The sequence below is a fragment of the Cohnella laeviribosi DSM 21336 genome (genome assembly GCF_000378425.1).
In the GTDB taxonomy this organism is placed as follows: domain Bacteria; phylum Bacillota; class Bacilli; order Paenibacillales; family Paenibacillaceae; genus Cohnella; species Cohnella laeviribosi.
Map to the genome: position 1 here is coordinate 11,741 of NZ_KB899825.1, position 21,696 is coordinate 33,436.

At 57.2% G+C, this 21,696-nt stretch carries 14 protein-coding genes and 1 tRNA gene; 10 read left to right on the forward strand and 5 right to left on the reverse strand.

Annotated features, from left to right (window positions below; all coding sequences use genetic code 11):
• Positions 1-83 precede the first annotated feature (83 nt).
• Positions 84-1,061 carry a tyrosine-type recombinase/integrase gene (locus tag F560_RS0112750; RefSeq protein ID WP_019006122.1) on the reverse strand — a complete coding sequence of 326 codons (978 nt, stop codon included), beginning with the start codon at positions 1,059-1,061 and terminating at the stop codon, positions 84-86.
• Positions 1,062-1,484: 423 nt separating this feature from the next.
• Here F560_RS0112750 and F560_RS23230 point away from each other — a divergent pair, with 423 nt between their 5' ends.
• The 4 genes from F560_RS23230 to F560_RS0112770 all read left to right on the forward strand — a co-directional run bounded on the left by F560_RS23230 (position 1,485) and on the right by F560_RS0112770 (position 9,018).
• Positions 1,485-6,209 (forward strand): DUF3320 domain-containing protein, encoded by a 4,725-nt coding sequence (locus F560_RS23230; protein ID WP_019006123.1) that lies wholly within the window; start codon positions 1,485-1,487, stop codon positions 6,207-6,209.
• 761 nt (positions 6,210-6,970) lie between these two features.
• A tRNA-Leu gene (locus F560_RS0112760) sits at positions 6,971-7,058 on the forward strand.
• Positions 7,059-7,140: 82 nt separating this feature from the next.
• Positions 7,141-7,875 carry a DUF255 domain-containing protein gene (locus F560_RS0112765; protein WP_026298254.1) on the forward strand — a complete coding sequence of 245 codons (735 nt, stop codon included), beginning with the start codon at positions 7,141-7,143 and terminating at the stop codon, positions 7,873-7,875.
• A gap of 162 nt (positions 7,876-8,037) precedes the next feature.
• Positions 8,038-9,018, forward strand: a complete 981-nt coding sequence (locus F560_RS0112770; protein ID WP_019006124.1) for an aldo/keto reductase — start codon at positions 8,038-8,040, stop codon at positions 9,016-9,018.
• Positions 9,019-9,132: 114 nt separating this feature from the next.
• On the opposite strand, the gene F560_RS0112775 is transcribed toward F560_RS0112770, so the two are convergent.
• Positions 9,133-9,411 carry a DUF2653 family protein gene (locus F560_RS0112775; RefSeq protein WP_019006125.1) on the reverse strand — a complete coding sequence of 93 codons (279 nt, stop codon included), beginning with the start codon at positions 9,409-9,411 and terminating at the stop codon, positions 9,133-9,135.
• 6 nt (positions 9,412-9,417) lie between these two features.
• Positions 9,418-9,864 carry a hypothetical protein gene (locus F560_RS0112780; protein ID WP_019006126.1) on the reverse strand — a complete coding sequence of 149 codons (447 nt, stop codon included), beginning with the start codon at positions 9,862-9,864 and terminating at the stop codon, positions 9,418-9,420.
• Between the two features lie 158 nt (positions 9,865-10,022).
• On the opposite strand from F560_RS0112780, the gene F560_RS0112785 reads away from it, so the two are divergent.
• Complete coding sequence (locus tag F560_RS0112785) at positions 10,023-10,565, forward strand: DUF309 domain-containing protein (protein WP_019006127.1); 543 nt, start codon at positions 10,023-10,025, stop codon at positions 10,563-10,565.
• 946 nt (positions 10,566-11,511) lie between these two features.
• On the opposite strand, the gene F560_RS0112800 is transcribed toward F560_RS0112785, so the two are convergent.
• Positions 11,512-11,856: an iron-sulfur cluster biosynthesis family protein gene (locus F560_RS0112800; RefSeq protein WP_019006130.1), complete on the reverse strand. Its 345-nt coding sequence runs from the start codon at positions 11,854-11,856 to the stop codon at positions 11,512-11,514.
• A gap of 130 nt (positions 11,857-11,986) precedes the next feature.
• Between F560_RS0112800 and F560_RS0112805 the strand changes: the two genes are divergently transcribed.
• The 3 genes from F560_RS0112805 to F560_RS23235 all read left to right on the forward strand — a co-directional run bounded on the left by F560_RS0112805 (position 11,987) and on the right by F560_RS23235 (position 15,943).
• The gene (locus tag F560_RS0112805) at positions 11,987-13,513 is read left to right on the forward strand and encodes a carboxypeptidase M32 (protein ID WP_019006131.1); all 1,527 of its coding nucleotides are present in this window, start codon (positions 11,987-11,989) and stop codon (positions 13,511-13,513) included.
• Positions 13,514-13,685: 172 nt separating this feature from the next.
• Positions 13,686-14,246, forward strand: coding sequence for an outer spore coat protein CotE (locus F560_RS0112810; RefSeq protein WP_019006132.1), 561 nt, complete (start codon positions 13,686-13,688; stop codon positions 14,244-14,246).
• 248 nt (positions 14,247-14,494) lie between these two features.
• A complete protein-coding gene (locus F560_RS23235) occupies positions 14,495-15,943 on the forward strand; it encodes a putative amidoligase domain-containing protein (RefSeq protein ID WP_019006133.1) in 1,449 nt (482 codons plus the stop codon).
• An 85-nt stretch (positions 15,944-16,028) separates the two neighbouring features.
• Here F560_RS23235 and F560_RS0112820 read toward each other — a convergent pair whose 3' ends face one another.
• Complete coding sequence (locus F560_RS0112820) at positions 16,029-17,159, reverse strand: citrate synthase/methylcitrate synthase (protein WP_019006134.1); 1,131 nt, start codon at positions 17,157-17,159, stop codon at positions 16,029-16,031.
• A 323-nt stretch (positions 17,160-17,482) separates the two neighbouring features.
• Between F560_RS0112820 and mutS the strand changes: the two genes are divergently transcribed.
• Together mutS and F560_RS23245 are read left to right on the forward strand one after the other, a co-directional pair.
• The gene (gene mutS / locus F560_RS0112825) at positions 17,483-20,254 is read left to right on the forward strand and encodes a DNA mismatch repair protein MutS (RefSeq protein WP_019006135.1); all 2,772 of its coding nucleotides are present in this window, start codon (positions 17,483-17,485) and stop codon (positions 20,252-20,254) included.
• Positions 20,251-21,678: a S41 family peptidase gene (locus F560_RS23245; protein WP_019006136.1), complete on the forward strand. Its 1,428-nt coding sequence runs from the start codon at positions 20,251-20,253 to the stop codon at positions 21,676-21,678. The genes mutS and F560_RS23245 overlap by 4 nt, the downstream gene beginning before the upstream one ends.
• Positions 21,679-21,696 lie beyond the last annotated feature (18 nt).

Below are 21,696 nucleotides of genomic sequence, written 5' to 3' on the forward strand. Positions count from 1 at the left end.
AATCGGCGGGGCGTTTCGGGATGGCGGTATTTACAGCGGCCGCTTTGACAATGTTTTTCCGACGCGTTACGGGCCTGTCCATGTTATTGCACCTCCCCTTCCAAATCCTCGGCAAGATGTTCGACCGGGCTGCATTTTTCGTGCTGTTTGTGAAGGTCTTTGCTGAACAGTTCCACGTAATAACGGGTCATTTCCAACGTCGTATGCCCCAACAGATATTGCAGGGTAAAGATGTCGCCGCCGTTTATTAAAAAGAATTTCGCAAAAGTGTGGCGGAACGTATGGGCGGAACCTTGCACCCCTTTGATCCCGGCCTTTTGGCAGTGGCCGCTGATCATTTGGATGGTACCATACCGTTGGAAAGGTTGATGGAAGACGGTGACCCAGAGGCCATCAAACTCGTGTTCCCCCCGTTCCTCCAAATACTCCTTTAAGGCGTTCACACATGTTTGCTGAATGGGGACGACGCGGAACTTTCGTCCTTTGCCCATAGGAATGTGAATGGTTTTCTCCTCAAAGTCGATATGGGAAATTTTCATTTGCGTTAATTCATTGACCCGCATGCCCGTATCCAGCAAAACCAGCATCATGGTATAATCGCGCAGTCCGGTAAACGTTGTGCGATCCGGTTGGCGCAAGATGGCCTGGACTTGCTCTTCGGTGAAAGTGTGGACCATTTTGCGCTCACTTTTAATGGGTTTCAGACCTTCCGCGAGGTTTGCGTCCAAGATGCCTTCAAGATGGAGAAATTTGAAAAATTGCTGGCAAGTCCGTATTTTTCCGTTGATCGTATTCGGTTTGAATCCCTGTTCCAGCATTTCGTTGACCATCCGTACAGTGAGATCTTTTGGGGTGAGGGTATTTAGGGAAAGCCCCCATTGGTCAAGATCGCGTTGCAGGGACCGTAAATACGTATGATAACCTTCGATGGTCATCGGAGAAAGATTTCGGAACCGGCAGTCCATCAGAAACAGGCGGACGGCTTCGCTGAATTGGGCCCGTGAGGAAACGTCGGCGGGCAAGGAAAGTTTTACACTGGCATCGGCTTTGTTCTTCGACACTTTTCGTCAACCTCCCGTTGGATTGGGAGTTTGGCGCGGTCAAAGTTGTGCGAAGCTGCGGGGGGTTGGCTTCGTACAACCCGGGGAAGTACGAGCGCACAAAACCCTTCGCAAAATCGCGGGACGTATTTTTCGATTGGAAAAATTTACAATCCCTGAAATCCCTTATGTCACAAGGTTTCTCGGATTCTTGCGAACGTTTGTTCACCTCCTTGCACCTCCTCAAACTCAAAATCGCGTCCGAAAGGGTGTGGGTTCGAGTCCCTCCACCGGCACCATTACGTATATTGGATAACCCAGCCCGATGGGCTTTTTTTATTTTTAACCTTGTTTTCCCTAGAATGCTCGATACTGCAAACAGGAAATTGCCAGCATTTGTCGAAATATATCCGTGATTGACGTAGAGGTTCGGGGGTTTGGGAAGTGAGCGGTAATCCGTCCGTGCATCATAAATTGGAGATAGCTCGACAAGAATTATTGGACCTTGGACTGAAGAATTCTTTGCTGAATTACCGTCTTTTGAAATCCCGTGGTTTGGAAGTGGTAGGCGGGTCACCGCTGGATGTTTTTGGGATTCTAGTTCGCAATCAAAAATCGGTCACCTTCATGCCCGTGGCGGAAGATGAAAACGAATTGCTGCCATCTGAAGCGGAAGCTGAAGAAACTGAAAACGAAATGCCGTCTTCGGAGGAGGATTTTTCGCTATCCCAACAGCGCGTTCCTGAATCCAAGTTGAAAACGAATTTGACCGAAAAACAATTGCAGGCAAGGTTGTTAAATACATATTACACAGCCCGGACTTTTATCGAAGAACAGGGCGTTAACATTTTGTATATGGCTCTTGGAATGGTGCACTGGTACGAATCCGAAAGCAGTCAAGAGGTTCGAAAGGCTCCCCTTATTTTGATCCCGGTGAAACTGGAACGGACGAATGCGCGGGAACGGTTTAAGGTGTCTTATACCGAAGAAGACATCGGATCCAACTTGTCCCTGATTGCGAAAGCGAAAGCGGAATTCGGGATTTCCATTCCGCCTCTTCCGGAAGAAGAGGAGATCGATGTCGTCCAGTATTTCCTTCAGGTGGAAGAAGCCATTCAAAGCGAGCCTCGGTGGACGGTGGACAAACAGGCCATCGTTTTGGGGTTTTTTTCATTCGGCAAGTTTTTGATGTACCGGGATTTGGACGTAACGAACTGGCCGGAAGAAAGCAAACCTACCGATCATGCCATCCTGCTCAGTTTGTTAAATGACGGATTTTTGGAACCGGCTTCCGTCATTCAAGATGACGATTTTATGGATCCGCATGTTTCATTTCATGATGTGTATCATGTGGTGGATGCGGACAGCTCGCAGTTGCAGGCCATCCTCGATGTGAACAGCGGCCGGAATTTGGTCATCCAAGGCCCTCCGGGAACGGGGAAATCGCAGACGATTACCAATATTATTGCCGAAGCGGTAGGCCGCGGGAAAACGGTGTTATTCGTTTCGGAGAAAATGGCTGCCCTGGAAGTGGTCAAACGGCGGCTGGATCATGTCGGATTGGGGGATGCCTGTCTCGAATTACACAGCCATAAGACCAACAAAAAAACGCTCCTCAGCGAATTGGCCAGAACGTTGGAATTGGGCAAACCGAAAGTGAAAGAGTTTGACGACCAGGTCAAAGTGCTGGAGGACTTTCGTCGACGGCTTAATGATTATTGCGCGGCGATTCATACACCGGTGGGGGAAAGCGGACTCACCCCTTATCAACTGTTAGGCGAACTGGTGCGGTTCAGGCACAAGATTGGTGACGACTTTATTTTCCCCAGCCTGGGAATCAACGGGATGGAGAAATGGGATCGCTCTATGTTCCAACGCCGTCTTCTGCTCTTGGAGGAGCTCCAGAAACTGCTGGGCACGATGGGAATTCCGAAAGAACATCCGTTTTGGGGAAGCAAGCGAACCGTTTTTTTGCCAACGGAAGAGGGCAAGTTACGGGAGACGGTGAACAAAGCGAGACAGGCGTTCGAAACATTAAAGGAATCTTCCCGTGCGTTGGCGCAAATGCTGCATGTGGAAACTCCTCAGGACGTAAAAGAAGTCCAAATGGTCGGTGTTGTCGCAAGAAAAATTCTGGAAGCGCCGGATTTGCAAGGGGTCGAGATCGGTGCGGACGAATGGACGCAACAAGCTGAAGAAATCCAACGTCTCGTTTCGTCGGGTTTGAAATTTTCGGAATTACGGCACCGATATAGGGACATTCTGATTCCTGAAGCGTGGGATCAGAATCTGCTTGATGTCCGGCAAACGCTCATAATGTATCAGAAAAAATGGTGGCGATGGTTTTCGGGATCTTATCGGAAAGCAAGGAATCAGCTGATTCGTTTATATAAGGATATCTCTTATCAAAAAAAACTGGATGCCCTTCAAGTTGTGGAGGACATCATTGAAGCACGGCGTCAGCAACAATGTATTCAAAGCATGGATGCCTTGGGGGGATCCTGTTTTGGCGTGCACTGGAAGAAAGAACAATCGGATTGGGCTCGCATCAACGAGTGGGTTCAATGGTTGTGTCCATTGCATAAAGAGATCCAAACCGGCCGATTACCGGGCTGGATCATTCCTTTGTTAACCGCACCCGTGGATCGTACGGAATTGGAAAACAGCATGGCGACAGTCAGACAACATTTGGAGCAGTTCCGGGAATGGGTTGCAGAGTTGGCCAACCTGTTGGAGTTCGACACCTCTATTGCATTCGGGAATTCTGAGCCACTCTCGGATCAACTGTTTCAAGAGTTGGATGAATGGTTTCAGCGTTGGATGGACCATGCCGATTCGATACAAACGCTGGCTTCCTACAACTTGCTGTGCGACACATGCAGCAAGGAAGAGATGGGGGCCGTTGTGTCGCTGAGCCACACTTGGGAACTCGCCTCGCAGCAATTAACCAATCTTTTTCGCTTTACATGGTATGAGGCGTTGATCAAGCGAGCCTTTCAGGAACGATCCGTATTGGCGCAGTTTGACGGGGATCGGCATTGCCATGTCGTGAAAACGTTTCAGGAATTGGATCGTACTCATTTGGAACATAACAAGATGAAACTGGCCGAAATCCATTGGAGAAGGATTCCGCAATATGATGCAGGAGGACAGCTAGGGGTCCTGAAACGCGAATTTGAAAAGAAAAGGGGACATTTGCCCATCCGCCGGCTCATGGAAAATGCGGGTTATGCGATACAAGCCCTCAAACCGGTTTTTATGATGGGGCCACTCTCGATCGCGACATATCTTCCGCCGGGAAGTTTGAAGTTTGACCTGGTTATATTTGATGAAGCGAGTCAGGTCAAGCCTGTGGATGCGTTCGGAGCCATTCTTCGGGGCAAACAGGTGGTGGTCGTTGGTGACAGCAAACAAATGCCACCGACCCATTTCTTCGACGCTCTCACCAAAGGGGAAGAAAACGAAGAGGATGACACCGTTGGCGATATGGAAAGTATCCTGGGGCTCTTTCTGGCTCAAAATGCGCCGCGGCGGATGCTCCGTTGGCATTATCGAAGTCGGCACGAATCGTTAATCGCGGTTTCCAACTTGGAGTTTTACGATAACCGGCTCGTCGTTTTTCCAAGTCCTGACTTGCAAAAAGACCGTTTGGGCCTTGTGTTTCATTATCTGCCACACACCCGGTATGACCGGGGGCGCAGCCGAACCAATATGGAAGAAGCCAAAGCCGTCGCACAGGCGGTCATGGCGCATGCCAAGCGGAATCCCCATTTGACATTGGGTGTCGTCGCATTTAGTGTAGCGCAAATGCAGGCGATTCAAGATCAGCTGGAACTTTTGCGCCGGGAAAACCCGTCGTGCGAATCGTTTTTCCAAGCGCATCCCCATGAACCGTTCTTTGTGAAAAATTTGGAAAATGTCCAGGGCGACGAACGCGACGTGATGTTCATCAGCATCGGTTACGGCAAAACGGAAGACGGGTACGTATCCATGGATTTCGGAGCGCTGAATCGCAACGGAGGGGAGAGGAGACTGAACGTGCTGATCACCCGTGCTCGTTTGCGTTGCGAAGTGTTTACCAACATCACGGACGATGATATCGATTTAAGCCGCACGCAAGCCCAAGGAATGAAAGCCTTGAAAACATTCCTCAAATACGCCCGGACCGGAATCCTGGATATTCCCAAGGCCACGGACAGGGCGGCGGATTCGCCATTTGAGGAAGCGGTGGCGGAAGCGATCCTTTCGATGGGATATAAAGTCAGAAAACAGGTAGGATCCGGAGGATTTTACATTGACTTGGCTGTGGTGGATCCGGAATCGCCTGGTCGATACGTGTTGGGTGTGGAATGCGATGGAGCTACCTATCACAGCGCCAGGTCAGCGCGGGATCGTGATCGGTTACGGCAACAAGTGCTGGAAGGACTGGGGTGGAACATTCACCGGATATGGAGTACAGACTGGTTCCGTCATCCGAACCGGGAACGAAAACGGCTAGCTGAAGCCATAGAGAAGGCTCGACTCCATATAATATCAAATATTTCAAAGGAAGTTCGGAAAGAAGAAGCGAATGTTTTCTCTTTGGAACGGAACGAAAGCACGCGTAAAGAACAACAGGCTGTAACCCCTTATCAATGTGCCACTTTACGAATCGATACGGTCGGTTACGAATTTCATAAGATTCCAACCCACCAGATTGCTTCCTGGGTCTTGGAAGTGGTGAAAGTCGAGAGCCCTGTGCATATTCATGAAGTTCTAAAAAGAATTTGTGAGGCGGCGGGTATTAAACGGGCAGGCAATCGCATTCAGGAAGCTATCCAAAAGGCATGCAGATCGCTTGTCCGAACGGGAAAAGTTGTAATCAAAGAAGATTTTCTCTGGTTAGAAGCAATGAATCGTCCCGATATTCGGGACCGCAGCAACCTTCCTGCTTCATCCAAAAAACTGGAATTCGTTTCAACGGAGGAGATCCGGGTTGCCATCGAAAAGGTGATTTCCGATGCATTTGGCATGAAAGAAGATGAAATCGCCCCTTCAGTTTGCAGATTATTCGGTTTTATGCGAGTAACGGAGGAGATGAGGACTCGAATCGAAAAAAATCTAGCCAAGATGATTGAAGAGAAATTAATTGATAAGCAAGGTAATTATTGCATGTTGAAAGAAACCTAGCTTGGAAGACTTGGTTTCATCGATTTTAGCACATCAAAATGGGCTGCGATTGTATTCCTAACCCAACTTTCGACTCGAATGCCCGCAAACCTTTGATATGACTGGATTCATATTTTAACTTCGGTCACTACAACCTTCATTTTTCTTGGAATTTCAGTGGTTTTTTTGCCGTTTCCAGTATCCCAGAATTTTCAGGGTTGTCAATGGAAAGGGCTGGGGATTTAGGACACTACATTTTAAAAATCACTAAAATCAAAAACCTACCCCCAGTAAAATCAAGGGCTTTCGGGACTGAATTTCCCGGAATATGGGAAAAAATATTTTTTGGCTAAATTTTTGTCGAAAGTTGGGCTAAAAGACCAGATCGGTTGATGGGCGAAACTGGCCGTGCTGCCGGATATCGTGACGGGAAAGAGAATGACAATATTCGCCCGAATACACCTATTATTTGCGCCTGTAATAATTACCGTAGCGTTTTACGCCCGGTAATATGCCGGTGTGGCGGAATTGGCAGACGCGCTGGATTCAGGTTTTAGCGAGGCTCGAATTCAACGCGCCGAATGCCGAAGAAGCCGCACCACATAAGGCTTCTTGGGAAAATGCCACCGCGCTAGTCTCTTGCAAGCCGCACTTAACACGGATTTTTCGAGCCGTTTTTGATCCCCGCGCTTTTGTCGGTGATTAGCGCGGAAATATTTAGCGCGGCTCGTGTGTCGAGATTACCTCGACTAAATGAAAGCAGTCAAGTTAATATTTACCATGCGGTTGTGGCGGAATTGGCAGACGCGCACGGTTCAGGTCCGTGTGGGCTAACACCCCGTGGAGGTTCGAGTCCTCTCAACCGCACCATACATATTATTACGCCCTTCAAGTCTGGAGGGTTTTATTATATTCTTTGAACAATATAATAATGTGCCATTGGTGTCGCGTGATGGAACGCGAGTCGTTCGAGGACGAGGAAGTGGCCCGGCTGCTGAACGAATCGTTCGTATCGATCAAAGTCGACCGGGAGGAACGTCCGGATATCGACCATCTTTATATGGCGGTGTGCCAGGCGTTTACGGGGAGCGGGGGCTGGCCGCTGACCGTGGTGCTGACGCCGGACCAGCAGCCTTTTTTTGCCGGGACCTATTTTCCGAACCGGAGGACGATGGGTCGGTACGGGCTGATGGAGATATTGGACCGGATCCGCGAGATGTGGAAGGAGAATCCGGACGAGCTGATCCGGTCCGGACGGGAGCTGGAGGAGGCGCTGAACAGGCGCCAGAAGGCGGGCATAGATGCGAAATGGGACGACCGGTTCGCGCACGTCACCTACGAAACGTATGCGAATTCGTTCGATTCGGAGTATGGCGGGTTTGGGGGTGCGCCGAAATTCCCGTCGCCGCACAATCTTTTGTTCCTGATGGCGTACAGCCGGCGGTTCGGGGAGCGCAAGGCGCTGGACATGGCCCTTCGCACGCTGGACGCCATGGCGATGGGGGGCATCCGCGACCATATCGGCGGGGGCTTCGCGCGCGGGAGAAGAGGGAGAGGCGTTGCGGAAGGCGTTTCCGGCGCTGGCGGACAAAACCGCGCTGGACGGCAGGGCAACGGCCTACGCGTGCCGCAGCTTTGCCTGCCAGGCTCCCGTCCATACGGCCGAGCAATTGGCCGCGCAGCTTGACGAAGTGCCCATTCGTGCGGGGGATGCGGCGGGACCCTCAACCGGTTGAAATCCGTCGGATGCCGCCTTAAAGAAGTCGCCGTTCGACAACTTGCCCTCTTGATTCTGCATCCGATTCGCTTACAATGAAAGAGGATTCCGATTGGGAGAGGAGCGAAAGCAATGAAGTACACTTATCTTGGACGATCGGGCTTGAAGGTGAGCAAGCTGTGTCTGGGAACGATGAATTTCGGCGTCCATACGGACGAGAAGGAAGCGTTCCGGATTATGGACGCCGCGCTGGATGCGGGCATCAACTTCTTCGATACGGCCAACGGGTACGGCGGTCGCGAGAATCCCGGAAGAACGGAAGAAATTATCGGACGCTGGTTCGCGCAGGGCGGCGGACGGCGGGAGAGAGTCGTGCTGGCAACCAAGTTCTACGGCACGATGTGGGATCCGCTCGACGGTCCCAACGACGAACGCGGGCTGTCGGCCTACAAGCTCCGGCGCCATCTGGAAGGATCGCTGCGCCGGCTGCAGACGGATCATGTAGAGTTGTATCAAATGCATCACGTCGACCGCAATGTCTCGTGGGACGAAATATGGGAAGCTTACAGCGTGGCGCTTTATCAAGGCAAGATCGGATACGCGGGCTCGAGCAACTTTGCCGGCCGCGATCTGGTGAAGGCGCAGTATGAAGCGGCCAAACGCAATATGCTCGGTCTTGTGTCCGAGCAGCATAAATACAGTCTGCTCTGCAGGCTGCCGGAGCTGGAAGTGCTGCCGGCGGCTCAGGAGCTTGGCATCGGCGTAATCGCCTGGAGCCCGCTGGACGGCGGTTTGCTCAGCGGCAATGCGCTAAGGCCCGTGCCGGGTTCCCGCAGAGCGAACGATCCGGAGCGCACGGCCAAGTATCGGGCGCAGCTGGAAGCGTTCGAGAAGCTGGCGCGGGAAATCGGGGAAAGCGAGGCGAACATCGCGCTTGCCTGGACCCTTCACCATCCGGCCATGACCGCCCCGATCATCGGGCCGCGGACGCTCGAGCAGCTGAACTCGGCTTTACGGGCCGTCGAAATCGAATTGGATGAAGAAACGCTGAAGCGGCTGGATGAAATTTTCCCCGGCCCCGGCGGCGAAGCGCCCCAAGCTTACGCTTGGTAACCGGATTTCCTGTCGGCGCATGGGTTAAGCAAGACATAAGACAAAGAAAGGACTGCCCAGCGGGGCAGTCCTTTCTTTTGAGACGGCTATCGGCATTTAACCGGTGATTTGCAGTTAATCGGTAATCTCCGCCCACACCTCGTCATCGGCATAAAGCGTAATTTGAGAAGGGTATACGCGCTGATTGTACTCGGTCAGCATATAGCGCATAATCGCTTCCTTCAAGTTCGCTTCGACCAGGTAGCGGCTGCGGCCTTGAATCCATACCTCCGCCGTGAAGCCTTCGTGCTCTTCCCAGGACAGCTCGACTTCGATGGCCGTGACGGGAACCTCATACCTTTCGGCCATATGCAGGCAAACGGCGTTGACAATCTCGTCCATCGTAATGCGCATAGCGGATTACCACCTGCGGACATCCTGCGGACGGCGTTGCTCCTCGCGACGCTTGCGGATCGCCGCGAAGACGGCGCGGATAATCGCAACCAGGGCGATGATCGCCAGCACGTTGACCATCAGGCCGAGAATATCGCCGAAGAAGCCCATTCCGCCAAACAGTCCTCCGAACAGCAACCCGGCCAGGCCGCCCACCATCAAGCCTTTCATAAAGCTTCCGCCGCTGAAAAAGCCGCGGCTGGTCGACGGGCTCGAAGTCGAGGTCGCCGACGTACTGGACGATTTGGAACTGGTGCTCGAACTGCTTTGCACGTTGTCTTGCGCTTTGGACGGGGTTTGCGTGAAAGACTTCCTGCCGAACGATTTTCTCGCGGCGTCGGCAGAGTCAGCCGGAACGGTTACAGCGACCGTAAAGGCGAACAAACTGAGAACGAGCAGCAACTTTTTCCACATAGTACGGTGATTCCCCCTGCGACAATGATGTGTGGTGTACAGTCTATTTACGGCACAGGAAGACAGTGGTTTCATTTTTTTAAGATGCCGATTTCATCCGTTTGCGATATGCTGTTTAATAAGGAAAGAACATTGCTCTTGAGGAGTTACAATACACAATGGCCCACACGTATCCCGAAGCCTATATCGATTATTTGGCGGAATATTTCGGTTCCCGCGATTTTTTCGAGTGCCATGAAATTATGGAGGAATATTGGAAAAAAACGTCCGGTTCGGAGCTTTGGGGTTGCTGGCTTGTGCTCATCCGGATCGCGGTCGTGCAGTACCATGCGAGAAGAGGCAACGGAGCCGGGGCCTACAAGCTGTTGATCAAGGCGGCGGAAGAGATTCAGCCGCGGCTGATGGACAGGCTGGGCCTTGACGGCGAGCGCCTCGCCCGAATGCTGAAGGAAAGGGCGCAGGCGTGGGGCGGACCGGAAGGGGTCCGGTACGAGGATTTCGAGCTGCCGATCGCCGATCCGGAGCTGCTGCGCCTTGCGCAAGCCCGCTGCGCGGAAAAAGGCTGGATTTGGGCGTCGCCGGGGCAACAGGCGCCTGGCGAGATCGTTCACCGCCATCTGACGCGGGACCGCACCGACGTCGTCGCCGCCCGCAAGGCGGCCGCCGCTTTTCGCGCCGCGTCCGGGGGGGAGCGGAAGTAAATCCGCCGCGGCCGGAAACACGGCTATCCGTTTTCCGCGGCTTTTTGGCAGATATCGGTCTTTTGGCTTTCTACGGCGTTGCGCGCCGGCTTCTCGCGGTGTTTTTGCTCCGATTTCCCTTCTTTTATTGGGTATCCCTTTCCGTCAGGAAGGAAAAAGATGTGGAACCCGGGACATCCGTTCGGTAACGTACGAAATCAGAAAATCGGCGGCCGCCGTTCGAATCGTGCACATCCATAGCATGAGAGGTCGAAAATCGTCAGCAACGTTGGCACGATGTTCGTTGAGGTATTGAAGAGGCTGGGAGGGTTGCTTGCAACCAGCGTCACCCATCCCGGGACGGACCGCCCGCCCGTTGACCCCCGACCCGGCTGCCGGGCCCAAACTGAGCGAAGGGGATACCGGATAAAAGGGACGTGGAATGGGTCCTCTGCAGTGCGTCCACCTGGGCTGCCGGGCTTAATCTGAGTGGACGGGATATCGGATAAAAAGGACATAAAATGGGTCCTCTGCAGTGCTCCCCTCCTGGCTATCGGACTCAACCTGAGCGAACGGGATATCGGATAAAAGGGACGTAAAATGGGTCTTCTGCAGTGCTCCCACATGGCTATCGGACTCAACCTGAGTGAACGGGATACCGGATAAAAGCGAAAAAAGGGGCCGCCATGCCCGTAGGCCGGTTGCCCCATCCTTTTCCGCGTCCGGCTTCTGCCGCCGCTCCCCATATGGATAGCCGTCCGTTGCCGGCTCAAGCTCGCTCGTCGCCGGGGCTCTGATCAAGCCGGGCACCGGTGTCCCGGCGGCAGCAGCGGATGCTGGCGTATGCGATCCACGCTGCTATCCATGCTGCTTTCCACGCTGCTTTCCACGCTGCTATCCGCGCTGTTTTCCACGTTCCCCCGAACGTTGTCGAAACCTTTAAGCCAGCGGAAGTAGTCCCTTTGCTCTAATTTGGAATCCGGGCGTTTCTGCGGTCGGTTACGCTCAGCCTGTCCGTATAAATCTGGCTGTCGCTCGCAAGCCGGAAACGGCGGTTAGCGGGATCGTAATCCACCCTTAACTCTTCGTCGAAAAACACCTCGTGACGCTTCTCGTACCAGAGTTCGACCTGCCCGCTGTCCGCTTTCACGTCGTCCGGCCTCGGCGCTTCAATTGCCCACAGCGCAGGCACGCCGTTTACGGCACAGCCGCACCCTTCCGTATCGTACATCAGCTTCCATACCGTCGGTTCGGGTCCGAATTTCGCCCGCAGCGCCTCCAGGGCGCTGTCGCTCCAGCGGATTTTGATCATGGCGCACCTCCCGGTTTCTTGTACGCGGCGATAGCCGGTCAAGTCCATCAAGTCAATTATGTTGATTATAGAATTCCGGGGAGGTATGATCAAGGGGAAACAAATATGACCCGGAAAGGATGGATCGAATATGGAAGCGGCAAGCGTTCAATCGGACGAACTGAAGCGGTTTCACGAGTTAACCCGCAAGGTGAAGCAGTACGAGGAAATTCTGGGCGTCGTTTATTGGGATATGAGGACGGGCGCTCCGCGCAAAGGAATTGAGCTGCGGTCCGAAGCCGTCGGAACGCTGTCCGCCGAAATATTCCGCATCGCGACTTCGGACGAGATGGGCGAGCTGCTGAGCCGGTTGTCGGAGGAACATACATACAACAACTTAAGCCAAGCGGACAAACGGCTCGTGAAGGAGACGCTCAAGGAGTACGAACGCAACCGCAAGCTTCCGCCGGAACTGTACCGGGAATACGTCGTGCTTACCTCCCGTGCGGAATCGGCTTGGGAAGAAGCGAAAGCGAACAACGATTTTCCGGGATTCGCCCCTTATCTGGAGAAAATCGTAGACTACAACCGCCGGTTCATCGAGCTTTGGGGAGCCGGGCAAACGCCGTACGATACGCTGCTGGATATGTATGAGCCCGATATGACGACGGCCGAGCTGGACCGGTTGTTCGGCGAGCTTCGGGCAAGGCTTGTGCCGCTCGCGGAGGCGATCGCGACGCAGGGCGAACGTCCCGACACCTCGTTCCTGCAGGGAACCTTCCCGGTGGAGGCGCAAAAGCGGTTCAGCCTGTACATTTTGAAGGAAATGGGCTACGATTTCGAAGCCGGCCGGCTCGACGAGAGCGTTCACCCGTTCGCGACCGGCTTGAATCCGGGAGATGTGCGCATTACGACCCGGTATTTGCTGAACGATCCGACCAGCGCCTTGTTCGGGACCATCCACGAAGGCGGCCACGCGCTCTACGAGCAAAATATCGATCCTTCCCTTGCGGGAACGCCGCTGGCCGGCGGGACTTCGATGGGCATTCACGAGTCCCAGTCCCGGCTGTGGGAGAACATCGTCGGCCGCAGCCGGGGGTTCTGGCAGCGGTACTTCCCCGAGCTTCAGCGCCATTTTCCCGGACAGCTGGACGGGGTGAGCGCCGAGGCGTTCTATCGCGGCATCAATGTGGTGGAGCCGTCGCTCATTCGGATCGAAGCGGACGAATTGACCTACAATCTGCATATCATGATCCGGTACGAGATCGAAAAAATGCTGTTTAACGAAAGTTTGCCGGTCCGCGACTTGCCCGAGGTCTGGAATGCCAAGTATAAGGAAGCGCTGGGCATCGTCCCGGACAGCGACGCGAATGGCGTGCTGCAGGATGTGCACTGGTCGGGCGGTTCGTTCGGCTATTTTCCTTCCTATTCGCTCGGAAATATGTACGCGGCCCAGATCATGAACACCGCAAAGCGCAAGCTGCCGGATTTGGACGAACGGATCGCCGCCGGGGATCTGCTGCCGCTCAAGGAATGGCTGACGGAACAGGTGTACCGGCACGGCAAGCTGCTTAAGCCGTCCGAGATTATCGAGCGCATCAGCGGCGAGCCGCTTCAATCTTCTTATTTGTGCGATTATCTTGAAACGAAATACAAGGATATTTACCGGCTTGGTTAAACGAATCGGGACGCTTCACGCTCTTTGGGGGCGGGACGCGTCCCGTTCTTTTTGCCTGAGGGGGGCCATAAAATGAAAACGAAGCCTGTGTGCGCGGATACTTTTTTGTCACTCTAGACGAATGTCCTGCATAGACTTAATTGACTTGAAACGTATGGAGGAGGTCTATCGAATGGCTATTGCGGATAAACGGCTGCAGCGCAGGGAAATCATCACGAAAGCAGTTTGCGGCAAAGGCCGGAAATTTCAGGCAGTTACCCATACCGTGACGCCGCCGCATCATCCTTCCAGCATTCTGGGGGCATGGATCATCAATCATCAATACGAAGCGGTCAAATCGGGGGATGGCATCGAGGTCGTCGGGTCTTACGATATTAACATCTGGTATTCTTACAGCAAAAACTCGCAAACCGACGTAGCCAAAGAAACCGTCTCCTACGTGGAGCATGTGCCGCTGTCGTACGTGGACCCGAAGCACCGCTCCTCGACGGAGGAAGTGTCCGCGGAAGCGACGCAGGAACCGAACTGCGTGGAAGCGACGATCAGTTCGAACGGCACGTCCGTGCTGATTCGGGTTGAACGCGAGTTTTCCGTCGAGATGATCGCCGAGACGAAAGTCGTGGTCATCGTCGATCCGAGCGGCTTTGAGGATGACGAGAAGGATGCCGACTTTGGGCACGCGGAAGGCGACTTCGACGATCTGGATTCGGATTTGCTGGAAGACGATTTGTAAGCGGCCCGGATCAGGGCGGTACTTAAATCTATGCTTATGCGAGCGGATTGTCGAGGGCGGGTGCCCGGTCGGGAACAAATCGGCAGCCCATTTCAGGCCATGCGGTCAGCGCGCGGAATCCGGAACGCCGGTTCCGGAAAAGGGCGAACGGAGCGCATGAGGGGGCAAACAGGGAAGGGTCATCCGGTTTCGGCGTTTGTTCGCCGGCGGGACGGCCCTTCCCGTATTGCATCCGAAGGGGGAGAACCGTGAACGGGGACGGAGCGGCGGGAAAAGTATGGCTGAATGCAAGCCGGAAGCTGGTGGAACGGCTATGCGGCGCCGGACTTTGCGCGTGGACGCCGGAGGAGCGGATCGGAGCGAACGATGCCGTCCTGACAATCGGGAAGCGGCCCGCAGGTCTGTTTGGACAAGCGAATGCGGCAAAGGGCGCGTGGATCTGGAACGAGCATGCGGAGGCGGTGTCGGCGCTCGGACGGCGGGAAATCGGCAGAAGGCTGCGCCGCGAAGGATTTCGCACGGCATGGGGTTCCGCCGAATCCGGAGACATTCCTGCACGTGACGGAGAAAGGCGCGGACCGAAGAGAGGGAGAGAGAGGGAGGACGGCCTTGCCCGCGCCAGCCGGCGTTTTGCCGTAACGGTCTTCGGGCTGGAGGCCGTCGATATGGACCCGTGGCCGGACGAGTCGGACGCCGGCAGGGAGCTGCGGCGCAGGTTGGCCCGTTCCTCCGCCCGCGCGCTTTATGCGCTGGGGCTGGACATGGGGACGGTGGGCTGGGAAGTGGATGCGAGAGGAAGAGAAGGCATGATCACCCGCATCACGCCGGACGTGAAGCTCGGCTCGGCGTCGGCCGCCGATAGGGTTGCCGCGGCCGCGGCCGCGTTTGCGGCGGACTGGCGCCGGGAAACGGGGGCGGGCGCGCGCGCCACGCTTGGCGCCGATCCCGAGTTTGTGCTGTTGACTCCGCAGGGGAAACTGGTCCCTGCGGCGCGGTTTTTTCCGCCGCGCGGCGACGTCGGCTGCGACAGCGTGGTGATCGGCGGCGTGCTGCGCTGGCCGCTCGCGGAACTGCGGCCCGCGCCGTCCGCGGAGCCGCGGGCCCTCGCCGCGAGGCTGCGGCGGTTGCTCGCCGAAGCTTCGCGGCGCACGTCCGGCGCGGCGCTTACGTTTCGCGCCGGCGCGCTGCCCGTCAGCGGCATTCCGCTGGGCGGGCACCTGCACTTCAGCGGCGTGGCGCTGACCGCCGAGCGGCTTCGCGCGCTCGACAACGCCGTCGCGCTGCCGCTTAGGCTGTTGGAGCCGCCGGCTGCCGCAAGGCGGCGGCCGCGCTACGGCGCGCTCGGCGATTTCCGCCCGAAGCCGTACGGCGGCTTCGAATACCGCGTGCCGCCGAGCTGGCTTGTCTCGCCGCTGCTCGCGCGCGGGACGCTGGCGCTCGCCAAAGTCGCCGCCGAATGCTCACGCGAATTGGCGCCTTACCGGCCGCTCGACGACGACGCGATGCGCGACGCGTTCTACGGCGGCGACCGGGCGCTTTTGCTCGCCGGCTTCGAGCGCATCCGCCGGGCGATCGCGGCGACAAGCGGCTACGCCCGCTACCGGGAAGATATCGACCCGCTGTTTAGGGCAATCGCCGAAGGCAAGCGCTGGGACGAAAGCGCCGACCTGCGGGTCAAATGGAAGATCTTCACCTGAGACGGACGGACACGGCGCGAACGGGAGCCCGGATGCGCGAACGGAAGGGATGCCAGCCCCGAAGCGGCGGACGACGGCGGGCGGATCAACGCGTTGCGTTGCGCTCCGGTTCGCCGCCTTCAGCTAGCGGCATCGGTCCGGTATAGACCGACTGCGGCCGGAAGATGCGGTTGACGCTCGCCTGCTCCAGCAAATGGGCCGTCCACCCCGCCATTCGCCCCGCCGTAAAAGTGGGGGTAAACAGTTCGGCGGGAATCCGGACGGCGCGCAAAATCGCCGCGGCATAAAACTCCACGTTCGTATACAGCCGCCTGCCGGGCTTGTATTCTTCCAGCAGGCGAATGGCCGTTTGCTCGACAAAAACGGCGAGATCGAACGCCGGGTCCCGGCCGGTCAACCGCAGCGTCACTTCCCGAAGGGCTTCGGCGCGCGGATCTTTCGTTTTGTAAATCCGGTGGCCGAATCCCATCAGGCGTCCGCCGCGCTCCAGCACGCTTCGCATCCAGGGCTCGGCCCGCTCCTTGGTGCCGATCGCCTCCAGCATCGCGACGACTTCGGACGGCGCTCCGCCGTGCAGCGGGCCTTTCATCGCCCCGACCGCGCCGCATACGGCCGAGGTCATGTCCGACTGCGTCGACAGGATGACGCGGCCGGCAAAGGTCGAAGCGTTCAGGCCGTGCTCCATGCAGAGGATAAGGTAGGCGTTCAGCGCCTGAACGTGCGCTTCTTCGGGGCGTCTGCCGGTCAGCATGTACAAATAATTGGCGGCATGGCCGAGCCGGGGTTCGGGCTGCACGGCCGGAAGCCCCTTCGCCTTGCGCGCCCAATAGGCGATGATCGTCGGCACGATGGCGGTGAGCCGTTCGGCCCGGGCGGCCGTCGGAGGCCATTGGTCGCCTTCCAGCGCGCCGAGGGCCGCGATCGCGGTTTGAAGCGCGCTCATGACCGGCGCCGCGGGGGGAAGCGCATCCAGGATGCGGGCAATCGGTTCGGGGAGCTCTCTATGCGTAGCCATTCGTTTTTCCGCTTGTTCGAGTTCGTCGCGTTCGGGCAGCCTGCCGTTCCATAGCAGAAAAGCGGCCTCCTCAAAACGTTTCGCAACCGCAAGCTCTTTGGCCCCATATCCCCGGTACACCAGGCGGCCGTTTTCTCCGTCCACCAGGCTGATATCCGTGTCGGCCGCCACAACGCCTTCCAATCCGGTTACGTTTGCCATTTTTTTCGCCCTCTTTCGATTGGGAATGATTTTGATACGAGTATACGGCCAAAATGACATAATTGGAATTTATTATTTTCTTTAATGTTGAAAAATAAAATTTATCAAACGCGCTTTGCGCCCGAAGGGAGAGGCGCTTGGAGCGAGGCGGAAAGCGATCGCTACTTTTCGGAAAAACGCGCGTACCATCTTAAGGGCCCAAGGGGAGCCCGGCCGCCGTTATCGCCGCGTCTGGAAGCCGGATCCGCAAGAAGCGGTCCGCATTCTTTTTTGCTATAATGATAGAATCGATTCGAATATGCCGTTATCCGCTGGAGGTTGCAATGGCCGGATATACCCCAATGATGCAGCAGTATTTGTCCATCAAGGCGGAGGCGCAGGATGCGCTGCTGTTTTTCCGTCTGGGCGATTTCTATGAAATGTTCTTCGACGACGCGCTGATTGCGGCGCGCGAACTCGGCATTACGCTGACGGGACGCGACGGCGGCCAGGAAGAACGGATTCCGATGTGCGGCGTTCCCCATCATTCCGCCGAGACCTACATAGTCAAGCTGGTGGAAAAAGGCTATAAAGTGGCGATTTGCGAACAGATGGAGGACCCCGCTACGACCAAAGGCATGGTGCGGCGAGAGATCGTCCGGATCGTCACGCCCGGCACCGTCATGGAGACGAAGTCGCTCGGCGAAGGCGTCAACAACTTCATTGTCGGAGCCGCGGAGGAGGACGGAAAGTTCGGTCTGGCCGCCTGCGACCTGACGACGGGCGAGCTGTACGTGACCTCTTTCCCCGCAAGCGGGGAAACCGTCAAAAACGAGCTGAACGTCTACCGTCCGCGCGAAGCGGTCGGAGACGAAGCGGCGCTTGCGCGCATGCGGGAAGCGTCCGCGGCCTCGGGCCGCTCGCTGTTGTGCACGGCTCTGCCGCAGGACGGAACGGAGCTGGAGGTGCTCCGCAACCAGTTCCCGCACGAGCAGTGGGACCGCCATGAACGGGTGCGAATGCTGGCGGTCGCCAAGCTGATCGCCTATCTCGGCGAGACGCAGAAGCGTTCGCTTGTCCATCTGCGGCAAATCAAGACGTACGAGCAGCAGCAGTATATGGCGCTCGATGCGTTTACGCGCCGCAACCTGGAACTGACCGAGACGGTCCGGGACCGCTCGCGCAACGGATCGCTGCTCTGGCTGCTGGACAAGACGCGAACCTCGATGGGGGCGCGGCTGCTTCGGCGCTGGATCGACCAGCCGCTGCTCGACAAGCGCAAGCTCGAGGAACGGCTGGATGCGGTGGAGGCGCTGTACGGCAACTGGATGCTGCGCGAGGAATTGCGCCGCGAGCTCGCCGATGTATACGACCTGGAGCGGCTGGTCGGACGGATCGCCTACGGTTCGGCGAACGCCCGCGATCTGAACGCGCTCAAGACGTCGCTGCAGAAGGTGCCGAACATCCGCGCGCTCTGCGGCCAGTTCGAATCGGGACCGCTAGCCCGGCTGGCCGAAGCGATGGACCCTTGCGCGGACATCGCCGAGGCGATCGCCTCCACGATCGCCGACGACCCGCCCGTCGCGCTGCGCGAAGGCGGCCTCATTCGCCCGGGCTGCAATGCCAAGCTGGACGAATTGCGCGAGGCGAGCGTCAACGGAAAGAAATGGATTGCCGAGCTTGAGCAGAAGGAACGGGAAGCGACCGGCATCAAATCGCTCAAAATCGGATTCAACAAAGTCTTCGGCTACTACCTGGAAGTGACGAAAGCGAACCTCGGCGCGCTGCCCGAAGGCCGGTACGAGCGGAAGCAGACGCTGGCGAACGCGGAGCGGTTCGTCACGCCGGAACTGAAGGAAAAAGAAGCGCTCATTCTCGAAGCCGAGGACCGGATGGTGGATCTCGAATACGAAATCTTTGTCGCGCTGCGCGACCGGATCGCCGGAGAGATCCCCCGGCTGCAGCGGCTCGCCGAGCAGCTGTCCGCACTGGACGTGCTGCAGTCGCTGGCCGAGGTGAGCGCGGAGCGCCGGTATTCAAGGCCGGTCTGGAACGACGGCTACGACCTGCGCATCGAAGAGGGCCGCCACCCCGTCGTCGAGGCGGTTGCCGAAGGCGCCGCGTTTATCGCCAACGATACGCTTCTGACCAAGGAAGACGGCTCGATCCTGCTCATTACCGGTCCGAATATGGCGGGCAAGAGCACGTACATGCGCCAGGTGGCCATGATCGTCATCATGGCGCAAATCGGCTGTTTCGTGCCGGCCAAGAGGGCGGAGCTGCCGCTGATCGACCGGATTTTCACCCGGATCGGCGCGGCCGACGATCTGGTCGGCGGGCAGAGCACGTTCATGGTGGAAATGAAGGACATCCAAATCATGACCGAGCAGGCGACGGAGCGCAGCCTCGTCATCATCGACGAGCTCGGCCGGGGTACGTCGACCGACGAAGGAATGGCCATCGCGCAGGCGGTCATCGAATACGTGCACGACACGATCGGCTGCAAGGCGCTCGTGTCGACGCATTTTCACGAGCTGGCGCATCTGGAGCAGTCGCTTGCCGGACTGCGCAACGGCTGCATGGCGGTCAAGGAAAGCGCGGACGGCGTCACGTTTTTGCGGAAGCTGGTCGCGGGGGCGGCCGACTCCAGCTACGGCATTTATTGCGCGCAGCTTGCCGGCTTGCCGGAGTCGATCGTGTCGCGGGCGTACCGTCTGCTGGAGGCGGCCGGCTCGGCCGTAGGCGAAGCCCGGCTTGCCGGCCGGCAGGCGGCGCCCGCGCGGGAAGAAGGCGCCCGAACGGAGCACGCGTCCCGAACGGAGCACGCGTCCCGAACGGAGCCCGCGGACGCGGCGCGGCAGGAGGCCGCCGCTGAAGCGCCCGTGCGGCCGGAGGGAGCGAAGCCGGCGGAAGAAGACTTGGGCGAACCGGTTCAACTGACGATGTTCGCGGACGCCGAGCCTGCGCCGAGGCCGCGCAAACCGCTCCCGCCCAACGGAGAGAAAGTGCTCGATAAGCTCCGCAAGCTGGACGTGATGCGCATGACGCCGCTGCAGGCGCTGGAATGGCTGAACGATATCAAAAATCTGTTGGTAGAGAGCGGGGATTCACATTGAAGCCGATTAAGCTAATGCGCCGCATCGCAGCCTTGCTGCTCGCGTCGGCCTTGTTGACGGGAGCGTCCGCTTCCGCATTCGCGGAAAGCTCGGCGCAAGCCGATGAAGTTCGCAAATTGTTGGAGCAGTACCACATCAGCAAGCCTTCGGAATCTTCGCTCGACGAAGCGGCCATCAAGGGGATGGTCGAGTCGTTAAACGATCCGTATACGGAATATTTTACGCAGGAGGAATGGTCCCTTTTTTCGAGCGGACTGGAACAGAAGTTCGTCGGCGTCGGCATCCGGATGGTGCAGGAGAACGGCGCGGTTTACGTCGAAGACGTCATTGCGGGCAGCCCTGCCGAGCAGGCCGGACTGCGCGCCGGCGACAAAATCGTCTCCGTCAACGGCAAATCGGCCCTCAACATGGGGATGGCCGAGCTGCAGGGGCAGCTGCTGGGCGAGGAGGGAACGAGCGTCTCGATCGGCATTACGCGTAGCACCGGCTCGCACGTGTTCACGATGGTCCGCAAATCGATCCAGCTGCCGACGGCGACGGGCATTTGGATGGGCGACGGCATCGGCTACCTGAAGCTGGAAGGCTTCACCTCGGACGCCTACGACAAGTTCGCGGCCGAGCTCGGCAAGCTCGAACGGAAGGGGATAAAGGGACTTGTCATCGATCTGCGGGACAACGGCGGCGGCTACATCGATCAGGCGAAAGAGATTGCCGGACTGTTCATCCAAAACGGCGTGCTGGCCCACTTGATCGACCGGGACGGCAAGGATCAGTCGCTAACGGTTCAAGGCCAGAGCAAAAACTATACCGTTCGCATTCTCGTCAACGGCAACAGCGCCAGCGCCTCGGAGCTGTTCGCCGGCGCTTTGCAGGACTACGGCATCGCGAAGCTGATCGGCACCCGGACGTACGGCAAGGGCGTCGTCCAGCAGTTGATTCCCCTGTCCTCCGGCGGCGTGCTCAAGGTGACGATCGAGGAATATTACACGCCGAACGGACGCAAGGTGAACGGGACGGGCCTTACGCCCGATATGGCGGTCGCGGGCACCGCGGAGCAGCTGATCGCCGCTTACCGCTCGGCGGGCGGCAAAAAGCTGGCGCTTGCCGTCGGCAACGGCGCGGTGACCGTCAACAACGTGCGGATGGGGCAGCCGCTTGCGGCCGTCCAGCGCAAAGGGACCTGGTACGTCGGCACGAAGCTGGCGGCGGCGCTTGTGGGCGCAAGCCTTCGCTACGATGCGGCGTCCAAAACCGTATGGTGGACGTCCGGCGGGACCGTTCACAAGGTGAACGTTTCCGATTCGCGCCTGCTGAACGAGAACGGCTCGACCTATATCGATGTCAGGCTGCTGGCGAAGTGGTATCCCGGCTTGACCTTTTCTTCCGGCGGCGGGACGCTGAAGCTGGGCTACGCGGGAGCATGATCTAGCGGCGGGCAACCC